The sequence below is a fragment of the Streptococcus mitis genome (assembly GCF_013305725.1).
GTDB classification, from domain to species: domain Bacteria; phylum Bacillota; class Bacilli; order Lactobacillales; family Streptococcaceae; genus Streptococcus; species Streptococcus mitis_BO.
In genome coordinates, this window is the sequence record NZ_CP047883.1 from 433,751 (window position 1) to 450,285 (window position 16,535).

Annotated in this window: 15 protein-coding genes, 17 tRNA genes and 1 rRNA gene; 28 read left to right on the forward strand and 5 right to left on the reverse strand. The window is 42.5% G+C overall.

Features of this window, described 5'->3' with window-relative positions; genetic code table 11:
* The first annotated feature begins 29 nt into the window (after positions 1–29).
* From rrf to M594_RS02285, 18 genes are all read left to right on the forward strand, one after another.
* A 5S ribosomal RNA gene (gene rrf / locus M594_RS02200) occupies positions 30–145 on the forward strand.
* A gap of 4 nt (positions 146–149) precedes the next feature.
* Positions 150–222, forward strand: a tRNA-Val gene (locus M594_RS02205).
* Between the two features lie 2 nt (positions 223–224).
* Positions 225–297, forward strand: a tRNA-Asp gene (locus M594_RS02210).
* A 23-nt stretch (positions 298–320) separates the two neighbouring features.
* Positions 321–393: transfer RNA gene (locus tag M594_RS02215), tRNA-Lys, on the forward strand.
* Between the two features lie 5 nt (positions 394–398).
* Positions 399–480 (forward strand) — tRNA-Leu (locus tag M594_RS02220).
* Positions 481–498: 18 nt separating this feature from the next.
* Positions 499–571 (forward strand) — tRNA-Thr (locus tag M594_RS02225).
* Between the two features lie 22 nt (positions 572–593).
* Positions 594–665: transfer RNA gene (locus M594_RS02230), tRNA-Gly, on the forward strand.
* Between the two features lie 7 nt (positions 666–672).
* A tRNA-Leu gene (locus M594_RS02235) sits at positions 673–758 on the forward strand.
* An 11-nt stretch (positions 759–769) separates the two neighbouring features.
* Positions 770–843, forward strand: a tRNA-Arg gene (locus M594_RS02240).
* Between the two features lie 15 nt (positions 844–858).
* A tRNA-Pro gene (locus M594_RS02245) sits at positions 859–932 on the forward strand.
* A gap of 5 nt (positions 933–937) precedes the next feature.
* Positions 938–1,011, forward strand: a tRNA-Met gene (locus M594_RS02250).
* Between the two features lie 13 nt (positions 1,012–1,024).
* A tRNA-Ile gene (locus tag M594_RS02255) sits at positions 1,025–1,098 on the forward strand.
* A gap of 12 nt (positions 1,099–1,110) precedes the next feature.
* Positions 1,111–1,200 (forward strand) — tRNA-Ser (locus tag M594_RS02260).
* 10 nt (positions 1,201–1,210) lie between these two features.
* Positions 1,211–1,284 (forward strand) — tRNA-Met (locus M594_RS02265).
* A gap of 3 nt (positions 1,285–1,287) precedes the next feature.
* Positions 1,288–1,360: transfer RNA gene (locus M594_RS02270), tRNA-Phe, on the forward strand.
* Between the two features lie 20 nt (positions 1,361–1,380).
* A tRNA-Gly gene (locus M594_RS02275) sits at positions 1,381–1,451 on the forward strand.
* 39 nt (positions 1,452–1,490) lie between these two features.
* Positions 1,491–1,564 (forward strand) — tRNA-Ile (locus M594_RS02280).
* A gap of 6 nt (positions 1,565–1,570) precedes the next feature.
* Positions 1,571–1,658: transfer RNA gene (locus M594_RS02285), tRNA-Ser, on the forward strand.
* A 185-nt stretch (positions 1,659–1,843) separates the two neighbouring features.
* Here the strand turns inward: M594_RS02285 and birA are convergent.
* A complete protein-coding gene (gene birA, locus M594_RS02290) occupies positions 1,844–2,779 on the reverse strand; it encodes a bifunctional biotin--[acetyl-CoA-carboxylase] ligase/biotin operon repressor BirA (RefSeq protein WP_173875853.1) in 936 nt (311 codons plus the stop codon).
* Between the two features lie 269 nt (positions 2,780–3,048).
* Here birA and M594_RS02295 point away from each other — a divergent pair, with 269 nt between their 5' ends.
* From M594_RS02295 to M594_RS02315, 5 genes are all read left to right on the forward strand, one after another.
* Positions 3,049–4,242, forward strand: a complete 1,194-nt coding sequence (locus M594_RS02295; RefSeq protein ID WP_084950229.1) for an O-antigen ligase family protein — start codon at positions 3,049–3,051, stop codon at positions 4,240–4,242.
* A gap of 144 nt (positions 4,243–4,386) precedes the next feature.
* A complete protein-coding gene (locus tag M594_RS02300) occupies positions 4,387–4,830 on the forward strand; it encodes a MarR family winged helix-turn-helix transcriptional regulator (protein ID WP_173875854.1) in 444 nt (147 codons plus the stop codon).
* Between the two features lie 3 nt (positions 4,831–4,833).
* A complete protein-coding gene (locus M594_RS02305; RefSeq protein ID WP_173875855.1) occupies positions 4,834–5,598 on the forward strand; it encodes an ester cyclase in 765 nt (254 codons plus the stop codon).
* Between the two features lie 14 nt (positions 5,599–5,612).
* A complete protein-coding gene (locus M594_RS02310) occupies positions 5,613–6,341 on the forward strand; it encodes an ABC transporter ATP-binding protein (protein ID WP_173875856.1) in 729 nt (242 codons plus the stop codon).
* Positions 6,334–7,854, forward strand: a complete 1,521-nt coding sequence (locus M594_RS02315) for an ABC transporter permease/substrate-binding protein (RefSeq protein ID WP_173875857.1) — start codon at positions 6,334–6,336, stop codon at positions 7,852–7,854. The genes M594_RS02310 and M594_RS02315 overlap by 8 nt, the downstream gene beginning before the upstream one ends.
* 136 nt (positions 7,855–7,990) lie before the next feature.
* Here M594_RS02315 and M594_RS02320 read toward each other — a convergent pair whose 3' ends face one another.
* Positions 7,991–8,527 carry a TetR/AcrR family transcriptional regulator gene (locus M594_RS02320; protein ID WP_004235331.1) on the reverse strand — a complete coding sequence of 179 codons (537 nt, stop codon included), beginning with the start codon at positions 8,525–8,527 and terminating at the stop codon, positions 7,991–7,993.
* Positions 8,528–8,659: 132 nt separating this feature from the next.
* Between M594_RS02320 and M594_RS02325 the strand changes: the two genes are divergently transcribed.
* On the forward strand, positions 8,660–9,550 hold the full coding sequence (locus M594_RS02325; protein ID WP_000095928.1) for a cation diffusion facilitator family transporter: 891 nt from the start codon (positions 8,660–8,662) through the stop codon (positions 9,548–9,550).
* Positions 9,551–9,583: 33 nt separating this feature from the next.
* Here M594_RS02325 and galR read toward each other — a convergent pair whose 3' ends face one another.
* Positions 9,584–10,588 (reverse strand): DNA-binding transcriptional regulator GalR, encoded by a 1,005-nt coding sequence (gene galR, locus M594_RS02330; protein ID WP_153209320.1) that lies wholly within the window; start codon positions 10,586–10,588, stop codon positions 9,584–9,586.
* Positions 10,589–10,752: 164 nt separating this feature from the next.
* Between galR and M594_RS02335 the strand changes: the two genes are divergently transcribed.
* From M594_RS02335 to M594_RS02350, 4 genes are all read left to right on the forward strand, one after another.
* Positions 10,753–11,931: a galactokinase gene (locus tag M594_RS02335; protein ID WP_173875858.1), complete on the forward strand. Its 1,179-nt coding sequence runs from the start codon at positions 10,753–10,755 to the stop codon at positions 11,929–11,931.
* A gap of 11 nt (positions 11,932–11,942) precedes the next feature.
* Positions 11,943–12,602 (forward strand): HAD family hydrolase, encoded by a 660-nt coding sequence (locus M594_RS02340; protein WP_173875859.1) that lies wholly within the window; start codon positions 11,943–11,945, stop codon positions 12,600–12,602.
* Complete coding sequence (locus tag M594_RS02345; protein ID WP_173875860.1) at positions 12,599–14,086, forward strand: UDP-glucose--hexose-1-phosphate uridylyltransferase; 1,488 nt, start codon at positions 12,599–12,601, stop codon at positions 14,084–14,086. The genes M594_RS02340 and M594_RS02345 overlap by 4 nt, the downstream gene beginning before the upstream one ends.
* 69 nt (positions 14,087–14,155) lie before the next feature.
* Positions 14,156–14,560, forward strand: a complete 405-nt coding sequence (locus tag M594_RS02350) for a PaaI family thioesterase (protein WP_000651218.1) — start codon at positions 14,156–14,158, stop codon at positions 14,558–14,560.
* A 29-nt stretch (positions 14,561–14,589) separates the two neighbouring features.
* Here M594_RS02350 and M594_RS02355 read toward each other — a convergent pair whose 3' ends face one another.
* Positions 14,590–15,852 (reverse strand): nucleobase:cation symporter-2 family protein, encoded by a 1,263-nt coding sequence (locus M594_RS02355; protein WP_004256021.1) that lies wholly within the window; start codon positions 15,850–15,852, stop codon positions 14,590–14,592.
* The gene (locus M594_RS02360; protein WP_173875861.1) at positions 15,852–16,433 is read right to left on the reverse strand and encodes a xanthine phosphoribosyltransferase; all 582 of its coding nucleotides are present in this window, start codon (positions 16,431–16,433) and stop codon (positions 15,852–15,854) included. The genes M594_RS02355 and M594_RS02360 overlap by 1 nt, the downstream gene beginning before the upstream one ends.
* Positions 16,434–16,535 lie beyond the last annotated feature (102 nt).

The window sequence follows — 16,535 nt, forward strand, 5'->3', positions numbered from 1 at the left end:
ATTCAATTTTGAGTAGGTATTACTCAGAGTTAAGTGACGATAGCCTAGGAGATACACCTGTACCCATGCCGAACACAGAAGTTAAGCCCTAGAACGCCGGAAGTAGTTGGGGGTTGCCCCCTGTGAGATATGGAAGTCGCTTAGCTCTAGGGAGTTTAGCTCAGCTGGGAGAGCATCTGCCTTACAAGCAGAGGGTCAGCGGTTCGATCCCGTTAACTCCCATAGGTCCCGTAGTGTAGCGGTTATCACGTCGCCCTGTCACGGCGAAGATCGCGGGTTCGATTCCCGTCGGGACCGTTAGAATAATGTAAGTTATTTTAGACTCGTTAGCTCAGTTGGTAGAGCAATTGACTTTTAATCAATGGGTCACTGGTTCGAGCCCAGTACGGGTCATATATGCGGGTTTGGCGGAATTGGCAGACGCACCAGATTTAGGATCTGGCGCTTAACGGCGTGGGGGTTCAAGTCCCTTAACCCGCATTAAGATATAATAAATGAGCCGGCTTAGCTCAGTTGGTAGAGCATCTGATTTGTAATCAGAGGGTCGCGTGTTCAAGTCATGTAGCCGGCATTTTTAGATAGAAGAAAACAGTGCGAACGTAGTTCAGTGGTAGAACACCACCTTGCCAAGGTGGGGGTCGCGGGTTCGAATCCCGTCGTTCGCTTAGAGAGGCCGGGGTGGCGGAACTGGCAGACGCACAGGACTTAAAATCCTGCGATTGGTAACGATCGTACCGGTTCGATTCCGGTCCTCGGCATAATATAATGAGCACCCTTAGCTCAACTGGATAGAGTACCTGACTACGAATCAGGCGGTTAGAGGTTCGACTCCTCTAGGGTGCATTTTTCTTTTTAACTCGGGAAGTAGCTCAGCTTGGTAGAGTACTTGGTTTGGGACCAAGGTGTCGCAGGTTCGAATCCTGTCTTCCCGATTCATGGCGGTGTAGCTCAGCTGGCTAGAGCGTCCGGTTCATACCCGGGAGGTCGGGGGTTCGATCCCCTTCGCCGCTATAATGATCTTGTTGGACCTTTAGCTCAGCTGGTTAGAGCTCTCGGCTCATAACCGAGTGGTCGTAGGTTCAAGTCCTACAAGGTCCATTTGAATAGTATGGAGGATTACCCAAGTCCGGCTGAAGGGAACGGTCTTGAAAACCGTCAGGCGTGTAAAAGCGTGCGTGGGTTCGAATCCCACATCCTCCTTTTATATTAACGCGGGATGGAGCAGCTCGGTAGCTCGTCGGGCTCATAACCCGAAGGTCGTAGGTTCAAATCCTGCTCCCGCAATAAGGCTCGGTAGCTCAGTTGGTAGAGCAATGGATTGAAGCTCCATGTGTCGGCGGTTCGATTCCGTCTCGCGCCATTTTTATTTATAGTATTTATGCGGGTGTAGTTTAGTGGTAAAACTACAGCCTTCCAAGCTGTTGTCGCGAGTTCGATTCTCGTCACCCGCTTTGAACTTTGTTCAAATTACATTACCAAGTTTTTAACTTGGGCGCGTAGCTCAGGTGGTTAGAGCGCACGCCTGATAAGCGTGAGGTCGGTGGTTCGAGTCCACTCGTGCCCATTAATAGGAGAATTACTCAAGAGGCTGAAGAGGACGGTTTGCTAAATCGTTAGGTCGGGTAACTGGCGCAAGGGTTCGAATCCCTTATTCTCCGTTTTATTGAGAGTTTATAACTCTTTTTTTGTATTTTTAAGAATAGTAGAATAAAAACTTCAGATTTGTAAAACTTAATTGGATTACTTATCTGAAGTTTTTTTGCGCTCTTTGTCAACTGTAGTGGGCTGCAGAAAAGCTAAAATCTTTATATATTGTTGATTTTATGATTGTGCTTGTTTATTACTACTTCCAACTCTTGAGTGAAATTTCTCCGCTATTTAGCCAGATTTCTTTTCCGTTATCACATTGAACTAAAAGTTTGCCATTTTCTGAGATATCTTTAGCAAGTCCCTTGTAGTCTTTTTGATTTAGTGTGAAAGTAACTTCTTTTCCTAGAACGAATGACTGTTTTTTGTATAGGTATAATAGTTCTTCTGCTGGTGTTTCGAAGAAAGTGCGCCAGATTTCTATGATTAATTCATTTCTGGTAATAGGTGCTGGTGTTTTAAATAAACTAGCAGCTTTTTCTTTTAATTCTTGTGGGAAATCATTAATAGTGAAGTTGATTCCTACTCCAATAATGATATCTGTGACTAAGCTAGTTTCCACAGAGGTCATTGCTTCAGTGAGGATTCCTCCAATTTTTTGATTTTTGAGGTAGATATCATTGACCCATTTTATGTCGATATCTATTAAAGTTAGGTTCTTAATGGCTTTGTAGATAGCTCCTGCTACAAGTAGTGTGTAGGATGGTAATTTGTCGTAAGGGAGATTTGGTTTGAGATGGAGGGTCATATAAATGCCACCTTGTGGGGAGTAGAAGGAGCGTTGAAAACGGCCTCGTCCTGCTGTTTGATAGGAAGCTAGATAGAGGGTGTTTGCTTCATTTCCTAAATCAATTGCTTCTTTTGCATCGAGTTGTGTTGATCTTGTTTCGGGTTTAAAACTGACTTTAATTGGAAGGTTTTCTTCTAGAATCTCTGGAAGAATAAGGTCTCCACTCACCAGTTTATAGCCTTTGTTTTTGATACTATCAATTTCAATGCCTTCTTGTTCTAGCCGCCTGATGGCTTTCCAAATTGATGTTCGGCTGAGGGATAGTTCTTCTGCGATTTTTTCTCCGCTGATATAGTTGGCATCTTTAGCTAGAATTTGGTAGACAGCTTGGTAAGATTTCATAGTGTTTCCTTTCTTTAGGAATAGTATCTGATTTGAATCTAGTTTGGCTAGTTGCTTAATTACTACTATTTTAACATATGCCTAGTATTTACGGTATGATTTTCTTAGAGTAAATGTAGTCATTAAGCTTGAGGTGTGAAATCTCAGTATTTTTGCTCCTTTTTTAACTAGGAAGCGTTTCCTTTGTTTTCAAATTGCTAAAAAAGTGGTACAATATAGGATAGCTTACTATTATCTGAATCAACTGATTTGGAGAGAAAGGATTCATTTTGAAATCAATAGGCTTTATTGAAAAGCTGAAAGGGTTGTCTAGTAAAGAGCTGATTTTATTGGGAATTATCCTGAGTATCTTTTTACCCTTTTATCTTTTTGTAGTTGTATTCTGTTTATATATTATCAGTTTAATTTTCACAGGAGACATGAAAAGTATTCTTCAGAAAATGGGGGAGCATCCGATGCTGCTTCTTTTTCTTGGCTATAGTACTGTTATATCCGTTTTTGCACAAAATTGGATGGGAGTTGTGGCTTCAGTAGGAATTTTTCTATTTACTGTTTTCTTTTTGCATTATCAGTCGATTTTATCACATAAATTCTTTCGATTGATTTTGCAGCTCGTCTTGTTTGGTAGCGTCTTGTCAGCTGCTTTTGCGAGTTTAGAACATTTCCAAATTGTGAAGAAATTCAACTATGCTTTTCTTTCACCCAATATGCAGGTGTGGCATCAGAATCGTGCAGAAGTGACCTTCTTTAATCCTAATTATTATGGAATTATTTGTTGTTTCTGTATAATGATTGCTTTCTATCTGTTTACAACGACCAAATTGAATTGGTTGAAAGTATTCTGTGTGTTTGCAGGCTTTGTGAATCTCTTTGGTTTGAACTTTACGCAAAATCGAACTGCCTTTCCTGCTATTATCGCTGGAGCCATTATTTATCTCTTTACGACCATTAAAAACTGGAAGGCCTTTTGGCTTAGTATTGGGGTCTTCGCAATCGGATTGAGTTTCCTCTTTTCTAGTGATTTAGGAGTTCGGATGGGGACTTTAGACTCTTCTATGGAAGAACGCATTTCTATCTGGGATGCTGGGATGGCCTTGTTTAAGCAAAATCCTTTTTGGGGTGAAGGGCCATTGACCTACATGCACTCGTATCCTCGGATAAATGCTCCTTATCATGAACATGCTCACAGTCTTTATATTGATACGATTCTGAGTTACGGAATTGTAGGGACTATTTTACTAGTTTTGTCTTCTGTGGCTCCTGTTCGCTTGATGATGGATATGAGTCAGGAGTCGGGGAAACGTCCGATTATAGGTCTTTATCTATCTTTCCTTACAGTGGTTGCTGTGCATGGAATCTTTGACTTGGCCCTCTTCTGGATTCAGTCAGGTTTCATTTTCTTGCTAGTTATGTGCAGTATTCCGTTGGAGCATCGAACATTGGTATCGGACATGACGGATTAAGTTTATTAGATTCAAATCTTCTACCTTGGGTGGGAGATTTTTTTGCTAGGAAAAATTATTTCCAAATCGAAATAGTTGACAGTTGGAACGATGAGTGTTACAATTGTTTTATTCATTTCGATATCGAAATAAATTGGAGGTGTTATGAAAGATAGTCATTTGGTAGCCCATCATATTCGTTTGTTGAATGGGCGGATTTTTCAAAAGTTACTGAGCCAAGACCCTGAAGCTCTTTATCGGAGTGAACAGGGCAAGATTTTAGCGGTTTTATGGAATAGTGAAACTGGCTGTGCAACTGCGACAGACATTGCACTTGCGACTGGGCTTGCTAACAATACACTGACGACTATGATTAAAAAGCTAGAGGAACAAAATCTTGTAGCGATTAGTCCATGTGGAAAAGATAAGAGGAAGAAATATTTAGTTTTAACAGAGTTGGGGCTGGCCCAAAAAGAAGTGGGGCATCGTGTCAGTCAGAAATTGGATACTATCTTTTACAAAGGATTTTCAGAGGAAGAAATTCGTCAGTTTGAAGGTTTTCAAGAAAGAATTTTGGCTAATTTGAAAGAGAAGGAAAATGAGGTTTAGAATATGTCAAAACAAGTTGAAAATGCACAAAATTTATACATTCATGCTATTCAAGACGGACGAGTTGCTGAGGCCCAAGCCCAGTCTGTAGGGGATACCTACATCCAACACTCAACAGGTGTGCCTGATGGGAAAGAAGGATTTGCTACTTTCTTTGCAAATTTCTTCGAGCGCCATCCAGAGCGTCAGATTAAGATTGTCCGCACTATTGAGGACGGCAATCTGGTCTTTGTCCATGTTCATCAATATCTGAATGGTGGAGAAGCTCAATGGGTGACGACGGATACTTTCCGTGCGGATGAGAATGGTCGTATCGTTGAGCATTGGGACGTTATTGACTACTATCGCACACCTGAAAATGGGCAACTAGATCAAATCTTTGGAGATTTTGAAATCAAGGATTTGGATAAGACAACAGAAAATAAAAAGTTGGTTCATCGTTTCTTGACAGAAATTTTCCAAAATGGGGAGCTAGAGCGGTGGAGCGATTATGTGGCAGAGGATTTGATTCAGCATAATCATGAGATTGGACAAAGAAGTGATGCTTATAAAAACTATGTAGTAGAACATGGTGTCACTTTTGACTTTGTTTTCCAACTCTTAGGACAAGGAAACTATGTGGTTAGCTATGGTCAGACTCAGATTGGTGGAGTTGCCTATGCCCAGTACGATATCTTCCGTCTAGAAAACGGGAAAATTGTGGAGCATTGGGACAATAAGGAAGTCATGCCTAAGGTAGAAGACTTGACTAACCGAGGAAAATTTTAAATTGAGGACTAAGAATGATTGAATACAAAAATGTAGCGCTACGCTACACAGAAAAAGATGTTTTGAGAGATGTCAATTTACGGATTGAGAATGGGGAGTTCATGGTTTTAGTTGGGCCTTCTGGGTCTGGTAAGACGACCATGATTAAGATGATTAACCGTCTTTTGGAACCGACTGATGGAAATATTTATATGGATGGCAAGCGCATCAAAGACTATAATGAGCGGGAATTGCGTCTTTCTACTGGTTATGTTTTACAGGCTATTGCTCTTTTTCCCAATTTAACAGTTGCAGAAAATATTGCTCTGATTCCTGAGATGAAAGGTTGGACTAAGGAAGAAATTGCTCAGAAAACAGAAGAGCTTTTGGCTAAAGTTGGTTTACCAGTGGCTGAGTATGGGCATCGACTTCCAAGTGAATTATCTGGTGGAGAACAGCAACGGGTTGGTATTGTTCGTGCTATGATTGGTCAGCCTAAGATTTTGCTTATGGATGAACCTTTTTCAGCCTTGGATGCTATTTCGAGAAAACAGCTACAGGTTCTGACGAAAGAATTGCATAAAGAGTTTGGAATGACAACGATTTTTGTGACCCATGATACGGATGAAGCTCTGAAATTGGCGGACCGTATTGCTGTCTTGCAGGATGGAGAGATTCGTCAGGTGGCAAATCCTGAGACGATTTTAAAGGCTCCTGCAACAGACTTTGTAGCAGACTTGTTTGGAGGTAGTGTTCATGACTAATTTGATATCAACTTTTCAGGATCGTTTTGGTGATTGGGTAACAGCCCTATCTCAACATTTGCAGTTGTCACTTTTGACCTTATTACTAGCTATTTTTATTGCTATTCCCTTGGCTATTTATCTTCGCTATCATGAGAAGTTGGCGGACTGGGTCTTGCAGATTGCAGGAATTTTCCAGACTATCCCGTCTCTGGCCTTGTTGGGACTCTTTATTCCCTTGATGGGAATTGGAACCTTGCCTGCTTTGACTGCTCTGGTGATTTATGCGATTTTCCCGATTTTGCAAAATACTATCACTGGGCTAAAGGGAATTGATCCGAGTCTGCAAGAGGCTGGGATTGCCTTTGGGATGACCAGATGGGAGCGTCTCAAGAAGTTTGAAATTCCGCTTGCCATGCCTGTTATGATGTCTGGGATTCGGACGGCAGCTGTCTTGATTATCGGTACAGCAACCTTGGCGGCCTTGATTGGGGCAGGGGGACTAGGTTCCTTTATCCTTTTGGGAATTGACCGTAATAATGCCAGTCTGATTTTGATTGGGGCACTTTCTGCTGCAGTGCTTGCTATTGCCTTTAACTTCCTACTAAAAGTGATGGAAAAGGCAAAATTGCGGACGATTTTTTCTGGTTTTGCCTTGGTGACAATATTGCTCGGTCTGTCTTATAGCCCAGCCCTCTTAGCTCAAAAAGAGAAAGAAAACTTGGTTATTGCTGGGAAATTGGGACCGGAACCAGAAATTTTGGCCAATATGTATAAGTTGCTGATTGAAGAAAATACCAGCATGACTGCGACTGTTAAACCAAATTTTGGGAAAACAAGCTTTCTTTATGAAGCTTTGAAAAAAGGCGATATTGATATCTATCCTGAATTTACTGGTACGGTGACTGAAAGTTTGCTGCAACCATCACCGAAAGTGAGTCATGAGCCAGAGCAAGTTTATAATGTGGCGCGTGATGGCATTGCCAAACAGGATCATCTATCCTATCTCAAACCCATGTCTTATCAAAATACCTATGCTGTAGCTGTTCCGAAAAAGATTGCTCAGGAATACGGCTTGAAGACCATTTCGGACTTAAAAAAAGTGGAAGGGCAATTGAAGGCAGGCTTTACACTTGAGTTTAATGACCGTGAAGATGGCAATAAGGGCTTGCAGTCAATGTACGGTCTCAATCTCAATGTGGCGACCATGGAGCCAGCCCTTCGCTATCAGGCAATTCAGTCAGGTGATATTCAAATCACGGACGCTTATTCAACCGATGCGGAATTGGCACGTTATGATTTACAGGTATTGGAAGATGACAAGCAACTCTTCCCACCTTATCAAGGGGCTCCACTAATGAAAGAAGCTCTTCTAAAGAAACATCCAGAGTTGGAAACAGTTCTCAATAAATTGGCTGGTAAAATTACTGAAAGCCAGATGAGCCAGCTCAACTACCAAGTCGGTGTTGAAGGCAGGTCAGCAGAACAAGTAGCCAAGGAGTTTCTACAAGAACAAGGTTTGTTGAAGAAATAGCTTGAAAAGCTAAACTCAACTTGGTTAAACGACTATATAGAAGAACGCTCAGACAATGTCGTCTGGGCTTTTTTGATTGTTGAAAAGATGAAAACTCAGTAGCCTAGAAATAAGGCAACTGAGCTCTACTCTGTATTCAATTTTTAGGAATGAGAAGGTCTAGATAAAACTGGACAACTTCCTGGTATGTAAAGTCTTGTCCTTTTTTGAGCCACCAGGTCAATGTCTCGATAAAGTTGGACACGACCAAGTGTTGGAGGTAAGAAGTAGGCAGATTAGTGTGGGCTTCTTTTAACTCATCAGCCAACATGGGATAGACATGGTGTTCTAGCTCTTTATGGAGTTGACGGAGGAAGTAGTCATTTTTGGAAAATAGCAGACTGGTAACATGGTCCTGGTTTTTCTGAAAATGTAAAAAGATATGTGCGAGGTAGTCCTCGGTAGTAAAGTGTCCTTCCCTTTCAAAGAGATGATGAAAGAGGTAGCGACAGAGCTCATCTAAAAGGAGTTCCTTGCTTTCATAGTGACAGTAAAAAGTAGAACGCCCAACATCTGCTAGGTCAATGATATCCTGAACAGTAGTGGCATCATAGCCTTTGTCGTTCAAAAGTTGTAAAAAAGCTTGATAGATGGCTTTTTTCGTCTTGCTGACTCGACGGTCTCTTTTTGGCATGTAGACACTTGAGACAAACTGTTCAGAACTGAACATGGCTGACAGTTTGCTTCTATCCTTTCTTTGAATTTTATTAGATAATACAAATGAAAGAAGTATGTATATACCCATTATACCAAAGGAGGGAGAGAAATGAGTTCTAAAACATCTATCTGGTTAGCTTTTTTCTTAAATTTAAGCTATGCGATTGTTGAGTTTATCGCAGGAGGAATCTTTGGTTCGAGTGCAGTTCTTGCTGATTCCGTTCATGACTTGGGAGATGCTATAGCCATTGGCATCTCAGCCCTTTTAGAAACAATTTCAAACCGTGAAGAAGATAGACAGTACACCTTGGGTTACAAACGTTTTAGTCTTTTAGGAGCCATGCTAACGGCTGTGATTCTTATGATAGGGTCTGTCCTAGTGATCTTGGAAAATGTCACAAAGATTGTTCACCCGCAACCCGTCAATGAGGAAGGCATCCTCTGGCTGGGAATCATTGCAGTAGCCATTAATGTGCTAGCAAGTCTGGTAGTTCGTAAGGGGAAAACAAAGAACGAGTCAATTCTTAGCCTGCATTTTTTGGAAGACACTCTTGGTTGGTTGGCCGTCATTCTAATGGCGATTATTCTTCGATTTACGGACTGGTATATCCTCGATCCGCTTTTATCACTAGTTATTTCTATCTTTATTCTGTCGAAAGCCATTCCTCGCTTTTGGAGCGCACTGAAAATTTTCCTAGATGCTGTGCCAGAAGGAGTCGAGACAAGTGATTTGGAGAAGGATTTAGAGGCTCTACCCAATGTCAACAGTGTCAATCAACTTAGCATTTGGTCCATGGATGGTCTAGAGAATAATGCTATTGTTCACATTTGTATCAAGGACTGGGAACAGATGATGGAAACCAAAGAAGTGGTGCGTCAATGTTTAGAAGAAAGAGGCGTGCAGAATATCACTATTGAAGTAGATAGCAGTCAAAGCAATCATGCGCAACATAAGCGGAGGGTGAGAGAATTAGAGCAGAAGCATGGGCATCATCATTAGAAAAGCGACCTCGCTAGAGGTCGTTTTGTTATCCTATTCATTCCTTGTACTTTCTCTCAGAGTCAGTCTGGTTCCCAGCATGGTCAAGCTAGGGATTTTGCGACCGTGGAGTACTTCCTTGTTAAGAATATCCATACCTGCTCGGCCCATTTCCTCGGTATAGACTGTGATGCTGGAAAGGGGAGGATAGACTTGCTTGGTCAGACTAGTGTCATTAAAGGAAATGAGGCTGACACGTTCTGGCAGACTGATTCCAGCTTCTTGAAGTGCACGGAGGGCACCGATGGCTAAACTATCACTAGCGGCAAAAAAGGCTGGTGGGAGTTGGTCTCCTAAGCTCTGAATGGTCTCCTTCATCAAGTCATAGCCAGACTGGGCAGTAAAGCTTCCTTGAAAGACAAGTTCATCATGATAGATTCCTTTTTCTTGACTGTAGTTTCTGAAGTTTTCAAGTCGCTTGTCCTGAATGATTTCTTCTTGGTCAGTCGTTTCCTCAAGGCCTGTTAGAATCCCGATACGGTCCATTCCTTGGCTGAGGAAATAATCGACGACCTGTTTCATGGCAGTGTAAAAATCTGTGATAATGCAAGTGTGTCCTAGGGAAAGTGTATCGCTGTCTAGAAAGACCAGGGGTTTTTGATATTCTTCAAAGGCAGAAATCTGAGCTCGGCTAAACTTTCCGATGCAAAGAATCCCAATCACTTCCTCGCTTAGTGTAAAAGGATGGTCATTAAAATAGCGCAAGATATCATAGTCCAGTTCTTGGGCTCTTTTTTCTATGCCTAGGCGAATCTGGTAGTAGTAGAGATCGTCCAACTCCCCTTGTTCGCTGACCCATTGGATAATGGCAATTTTCTGCTTGGGTTTGTGGGACTCGCCTGTCTTGAGGTGCTTGGTGTAGCCCAACTCTTCAGCAACAGTTAAAATACGGTGTCTAGTTTCTTCTGTAACAGATAGGCTCTGGTCGCGATTGAGGACACGGGATACGGTCGCGATAGAGACAGAGGCTAGCTGTGCAATGTCTTTTAAGGTAGCCATAAATCCTCCTTCCTTTAGGTTAGTATATCATAGTTTTCTGCTTTTTACCGATTGTTTAGTAAAAGTTTAGTAAAAAGGATTGACCTTGGGAAATCCCTTGGATACAATAGAAGAAAACGATTACACGTTAAGGTGACTTAACGAACAGTCAAAGGAGAATTCATATGACACAACATCTTACTGCTGAAGCACTTCGTAAAGACTTTCTTGCTGTTTTTGGTCAAGAAGCAGACCAAACCTTCTTTTCACCAGGTCGTATCAATCTGATTGGTGAACACACAGACTACAACGGTGGGCACGTTTTTCCGGCTGCTATTTCCTTGGGAACTTATGGTGCAGCTCGCAAGCGTGACGACCAAGTCTTGCGTTTCTACTCAGCCAACTTTGAGGACAAGGGTATCATCGAAGTGCCTCTTGCTGACCTCAAATTTGAAAAAGAGCACAACTGGACCAACTATCCAAAAGGGGTTCTTCATTTCTTGCAAGAAGCTGGGCACGTGATTGACAAAGGTTTTGATTTTTATGTTTATGGGAATATCCCAAATGGTGCTGGTTTATCTTCTTCAGCATCCTTGGAACTCTTGACAGGGGTCGTGGCAGAGCATCTCTTTGATTTAAAACTAGACCGTTTGGATTTGGTTAAAATCGGAAAACAAACAGAGAACAACTTTATCGGAGTCAACTCTGGTATCATGGACCAGTTTGCCATCGGTATGGGGGCAGATCAACGTGCTATTTACCTAGATACCAACACCTTGGAGTATGACTTGGTGCCGCTTGATTTGAAAGACAATGTTGTTGTCATCATGAACACCAATAAACGTCGTGAACTAGCAGACTCTAAATACAATAAACGCCGTGCTGAGTGTGAGAAAGCAGTGGAAGAACTGCAAATTGCCTTGGATATTCAAACCTTGGGTGAATTGGATGAGTGGGCCTTTGACCAATATAGCTATCTGATTAAAGATGAAAATCGTTTGAAACGTGCTCGTCATGCTGTGCTTGAAAACCAACGTACCCTTAAAGCTCAAGCAGCCCTTCAAGCAGGAGATTTGGAAACATTTGGTCGCTTGATGAATGCATCTCACGTTTCTCTGGAGCATGATTATGAAGTAACTGGCTTGGAATTGGATACCCTTGTTCACACAGCTTGGGCTCAAGAAGGTGTTCTCGGTGCTCGTATGACAGGGGCAGGTTTTGGTGGCTGTGCCATTGCCTTGGTGCAAAAAGACACTGTTGAGGCCTTTAAGGAAGCTGTAGGCAAACACTACGAGGAAGTAGTTGGATACGCTCCAAGCTTCTATATCGCTGAAGTTGCAGGTGGCAGTCGCGTTTTAGACTAGGAGAGAAGTAAATGGACGCTGTAATATTTGATTTAGATGGCTTATTAGCTGATACTGAGATCATTTCTCTAAAAGTTTATCAAGAATTGCTTAAAGATTTTGGAATTCCTTTCACAGAAGAAACATATTCTAGAGAATACAGTGGACATAGGGAAGAGGAGAATGTTCAACGATTTTTAGATACCTATGATTTACCTTGGAACTTTGACCAAACCTTGGAAAAAGTTTATGAACTGGAAGTTCGAATATTAGCCAAAGGTGTAAATTTAAAAAAAGGTGCTAAAAAGTTGCTTGCTTTTTTGCAAAGAGAAGGTATTCCAATCGCTCTAGCAACTTCAAGTGTTGAATCTAGAGCTAGAATGATTTTGGATAGTAATGGTATACTGTCCCTATTTGACCATCTAGTTTTTGCAAAAGATGTAAAGCGAAGCAAACCTTACCCTGATATGTTTTTAAAGGCCTGTAGTGATTTGAATGTTTTACCAGAGAATTGCTTAGTATTAGAGGATAGTGAAGCAGGTATTGAAGCAGCCTATAGAGCTGGGATACCAGTTATTTGTATTCCAGACTTGAAAATGCCAGCACAGTCTTTCTTAAATAAAACAGAACAAGTTTTTCAGGATTTAGATGCTGTCAGAGACTATTTAGAAAGTAAGAAGGAGAATCAATGAGTCAGGGAGTTCTAGATGCATTTATCACGGAAGTCATTGCTAAAAGTTCATTTGAGGAAATGGATCGAATCTACTTGACCAATCGTGTCTTGGCACGAGTGGGAGATGGTGTTTTGGAAGTTGAGACGAATCTGGATAAATTGATTGACCTCAAGGACCAGCTGGTTGAGGAGGCGGTTCGATTAGAGACGATTGAGGATAGTCAGACTGCGCGTGAAATCCTCGGTGCTGAACTGATGAATTTGGTGACCCCTTGTCCGAGTCAGGTTAATCGTGACTTCTGGGGAACTTACGCCCAATCTCCTGAGCAGGCGATAGCGGATTTTTACCAACTCAGCCAGAAAAATGACTACATCAAGCTCAAGGCCATTGCTAAAAACATTGCTTATCGTGTTCCATCGGACTATGGAGACCTTGAGATTACCATCAATCTCTCTAAGCCTGAAAAGGATCCGAAAGAGATTGCGGCGGCTAAGTTGGTGCAAGCTAGCCATTATCCCCAGTGTCAGCTTTGTATAGAGAACGAAGGCTACCATGGTCGGGTTAACCACCCAGCTCGCAGCAACCACCGTATTATCCGTTTTGAAATGGCGGGTCAGGAATGGGGCTTCCAGTATTCGCCCTATGCTTATTTTAATGAGCACTGTATTTTCTTAGACGGCCAGCACCGCCCCATGGTCATTAGTCGTCTGAGTTTTGAGCGTCTGCTGGCTATCGTAGAGCAGTTTCCGGGCTATTTTGCGGGTTCAAATGCGGACTTACCGATTGTGGGGGGCTCTATTCTAACTCATGACCACTATCAGGGAGGCCGTCACATATTCCCTATGGAATTGGCTCCCTTGCAAAAGACTTTCTCTTTTGCTGGTTTTGAACAGGTCAAGGCTGGGATTGTCAAGTGGCCTATGTCAGTCCTACGTTTGACTTCGGATTCCAAAGAGGAATTGATCAACTTAGCTGACAAGATTTTGCGAGAATGGCGTCAGTATTCAGATCCAAGTGTGCAAGTCTTGGCAGAAAGTAATGGCACACCACACCATACCATCACACCGATTGCCCGTAAACGCGATGGACAGTTTGAGTTGGACTTGGTCTTACGAGACAATCAGACATCGGCAGAGCATCCTGATGGCATCTATCATCCCCACAAGGATGTCCAACATATCAAGAAGGAAAATATCGGCTTGATTGAGGTCATGGGCTTGGCAATCTTGCCACCACGTCTGAAAGAAGAAGTGGAGCAAGTCGCTAGCTATCTTGTAGGAGAAGCTGTTACGGTTGCCGATTATCATCAGAAATGGGCAGACGAACTCAAAGCCCAATATCCAGACCTAAAAGATAAAGAAAAAGCCCTTGAAATCGTCAAGGACTCTGTAGGTGCCATCTTTGCACGTGTTCTGGAGGATGCAGGAGTTTACAAGCAGACGGAGCAAGGACAGGTAGCCTTTATGCGCTTTGTAGAGCAGGTCGGAATTTTGTCAGACTAGGAGCTTTCTCCTTGCACAGTCCTATAAAAAGTAGTATCATAGTGTCGTTTGAAATATCAGGAGGAAACGATGAAAGATTTTCATTTTGACGCTATATCTGCTTTTGAAAATTACGAAATTGAACAAATGAGAGATGGTCATGTTGAGGTGACGACCAAAGTAGTGGACTCGTCGCTCAACTACTATGGCAATGCCCATGGTGGCTATCTCTTCACCCTTTGTGACCAAATCAGTGGTTTGGTGGTTATCTCGCTGGGGCTTGATGGGGTGACACTTCAATCCTCTATCAACTACCTCAAGGCAGGAAAACTTGACGACGTGTTGACCATTAAAGGAGAATGCGTTCATCAAGGTCGCACAACCTGTGTAGTGGATGTCGATATCACCAATCAAGAAGGCAGAAATGTCTGCAAGGCAACATTTACCATGTTTGTCACAGGCCAACGGTCAGAAGACAGACAGGTAAGGATATAACATAAAAAAGAGGCGTACACCTCTTTTTCTTATTTCTTTTTATGATTTAATACGGCATTGAGGACAATGGCGAGGAGGCTGGCTACGACGATTCCGTTTGAGAAGAACATTTGGAAGGCTGTCGGCATGCTGACAAAGAGATTACTATTGTTGAGTCCGACACCTGCAGCGATTGAAACTGCTGCGATAAGGAAGTTGTGTTCATTGTTAGCAAAGTCAACACGGGCGAGGATTTGCATCCCTTGAATCGATACAAAACCAAACATCACCAGCATGGCACCACCGAGGACAGGGCTCGGAATGATTTGAGCAAGGGCACCAAACTTAGGAAGGAGTCCAAGGAGAACCAGGAAACCAGCTGCGTAGTAGATTGGCAGGCGAGTCTTGATACCTGATAATTTAACCAAACCAACGTTTTGTGAAAATCCTGTGTAAGGGAAGGTGTTAAAGATTCCTCCGAGAAGTACGGCCAAACCTTCTGCGCGGTAACCGTTGCGCAGGCGCGTGCTGTCGATTGGGTCTTTTGTGATATCAGACAAGGCTAGGTAAACACCAGTCGATTCAACCATAGACACCGTTGCGATGATACACATCATGACAATAGATGAGATTTCAAAGGTTGGCATCCCAAAGTAGAGGGGAGTTGGGACATGGACAAGTGGTGCTGCCGCAACAGGAGAGAAGTCCACCAAACCCATGCTAGCAGCAATGGCTGTTCCAACAACTAGACCAATCAAAATAGAGATAGACTTGATAAATCCTTTGGTAAAGATGTTAATCAAGAGGATAATCAGAACAGTGATAGCTGCAAGCAAGAGACTTTGACCAGTTGGCTCTGGAACGTTATTTCCCATATTTCCAATAGCGACAGGAATCAAGGTTAAACCAATCGTAGTAATAACAGATCCTGTTACGATAGATGGGAAGAGATTGGCTACTTTTGAGAAAATGCCTGAAACAAGAACCACGTAAATCCCTGATGCGATAAGGGCACCAAACATAGCGCCACTTCCATGGCTTTGCCCAATCATAATCAAGGGAGCAACGGATTGGAAGGCTACTCCTAGAACGACTGGGAGTCCAATACCAAAATATTTGTTGAGTTGGAGTTGGAGGAAGGTTGCCACTCCACACATGAAGATATCTGTGGAAATCAGGTAAGTCAACTGCTCAGTTGAATAGCCAAGGGCTGTCGCAATCATGATGGGAACCAGGATAGATCCTGAGTACATGGCTAGTAAGTGCTGCAAGCCAAGAACGGCTGCTTGTGAATGTTTTTCTTGAGTTTGCATTAGAGATCTGCCTCCTTAAATACGACTTGACCATTTTCAAAACGATCCAAACGAGCGAGTGATAGGACAGGATAGCCTGCTTTTTCAAGCAAATCACGGCCATCTTGGAAGGATTTTTCAATCACAATACCGATAGCTTCGACTGTGGCACCAGCTTGTTCGATGATTTGAATCAAGCCTTTAGCAGCTTGGCCATTAGCAAGGAAATCGTCGATAATCAAGACCTTGTCCTCTGGTGAGAGGAATTTTCCAGCGATAGAAACGGTACTGGTCACTTGCTTGGTAAAGGAGTAAACTTCGGCAGTTAAGATTCCTTCGTTCATAGTGATGTTCTTAGCTTTTTTAGCAAAAATCATGGGAACGTTTAAGGCTTCAGCTGTAAAAACGGCTGGGGCAATACCTGACGCTTCAATGGTTACGACCTTGGTAATACCAGCAGAAGCAAATTTTTCCGCAAAAACCTTACCGATTTCTCGTATCAAGCTAAAGTCAACTTGGTGGGTTAAAAAGGAATCCACCTTGAGGATGTTATCACCCAAGATATGCCCATCCTTGAGGACGCGCTCTTCTAATAATTTCATAAGACCTCCTAAAGTCTAAAAGCTAATCCATTTGCTTGTTTCAGATTTCTATCCAGTAAAACTGATAGAAAAAGGACCTACTTAATCTCTAAGCAAGTCCCC

What these genes read in the sequence shown, in the direction of transcription:
- M594_RS02350 (WP_000651218.1), top strand. Translation starts at nt 14,156, where the DNA reads ATGAAAGATTTTCATTTTGACGCTATATCTGCTTTTGAAAATTACGAA.
- M594_RS02340 (WP_173875859.1), top strand. Translation starts at nt 11,943, where the DNA reads ATGGACGCTGTAATATTTGATTTAGATGGCTTATTAGCTGATACTGAG.
- M594_RS02310 (WP_173875856.1), top strand. Translation starts at nt 5,613, where the DNA reads ATGATTGAATACAAAAATGTAGCGCTACGCTACACAGAAAAAGATGTT.
- M594_RS02300 (WP_173875854.1), top strand. Translation starts at nt 4,387, where the DNA reads ATGAAAGATAGTCATTTGGTAGCCCATCATATTCGTTTGTTGAATGGG.
- M594_RS02355 (WP_004256021.1), bottom strand. Translation starts at nt 15,852, where the DNA reads ATGCAAACTCAAGAAAAACATTCACAAGCAGCCGTTCTTGGCTTGCAG.
- M594_RS02305 (WP_173875855.1), top strand. Translation starts at nt 4,834, where the DNA reads ATGTCAAAACAAGTTGAAAATGCACAAAATTTATACATTCATGCTATT.
- M594_RS02345 (WP_173875860.1), top strand. Translation starts at nt 12,599, where the DNA reads ATGAGTCAGGGAGTTCTAGATGCATTTATCACGGAAGTCATTGCTAAA.
- galR (WP_153209320.1), bottom strand. Translation starts at nt 10,588, where the DNA reads ATGGCTACCTTAAAAGACATTGCACAGCTAGCCTCTGTCTCTATCGCG.
- M594_RS02315 (WP_173875857.1), top strand. Translation starts at nt 6,334, where the DNA reads ATGACTAATTTGATATCAACTTTTCAGGATCGTTTTGGTGATTGGGTA.
- birA (WP_173875853.1), bottom strand. Translation starts at nt 2,779, where the DNA reads ATGAAATCTTACCAAGCTGTCTACCAAATTCTAGCTAAAGATGCCAAC.
- M594_RS02320 (WP_004235331.1), bottom strand. Translation starts at nt 8,527, where the DNA reads ATGCCAAAAAGAGACCGTCGAGTCAGCAAGACGAAAAAAGCCATCTAT.
- M594_RS02335 (WP_173875858.1), top strand. Translation starts at nt 10,753, where the DNA reads ATGACACAACATCTTACTGCTGAAGCACTTCGTAAAGACTTTCTTGCT.
- M594_RS02325 (WP_000095928.1), top strand. Translation starts at nt 8,660, where the DNA reads ATGAGTTCTAAAACATCTATCTGGTTAGCTTTTTTCTTAAATTTAAGC.
- M594_RS02360 (WP_173875861.1), bottom strand. Translation starts at nt 16,433, where the DNA reads ATGAAATTATTAGAAGAGCGCGTCCTCAAGGATGGGCATATCTTGGGT.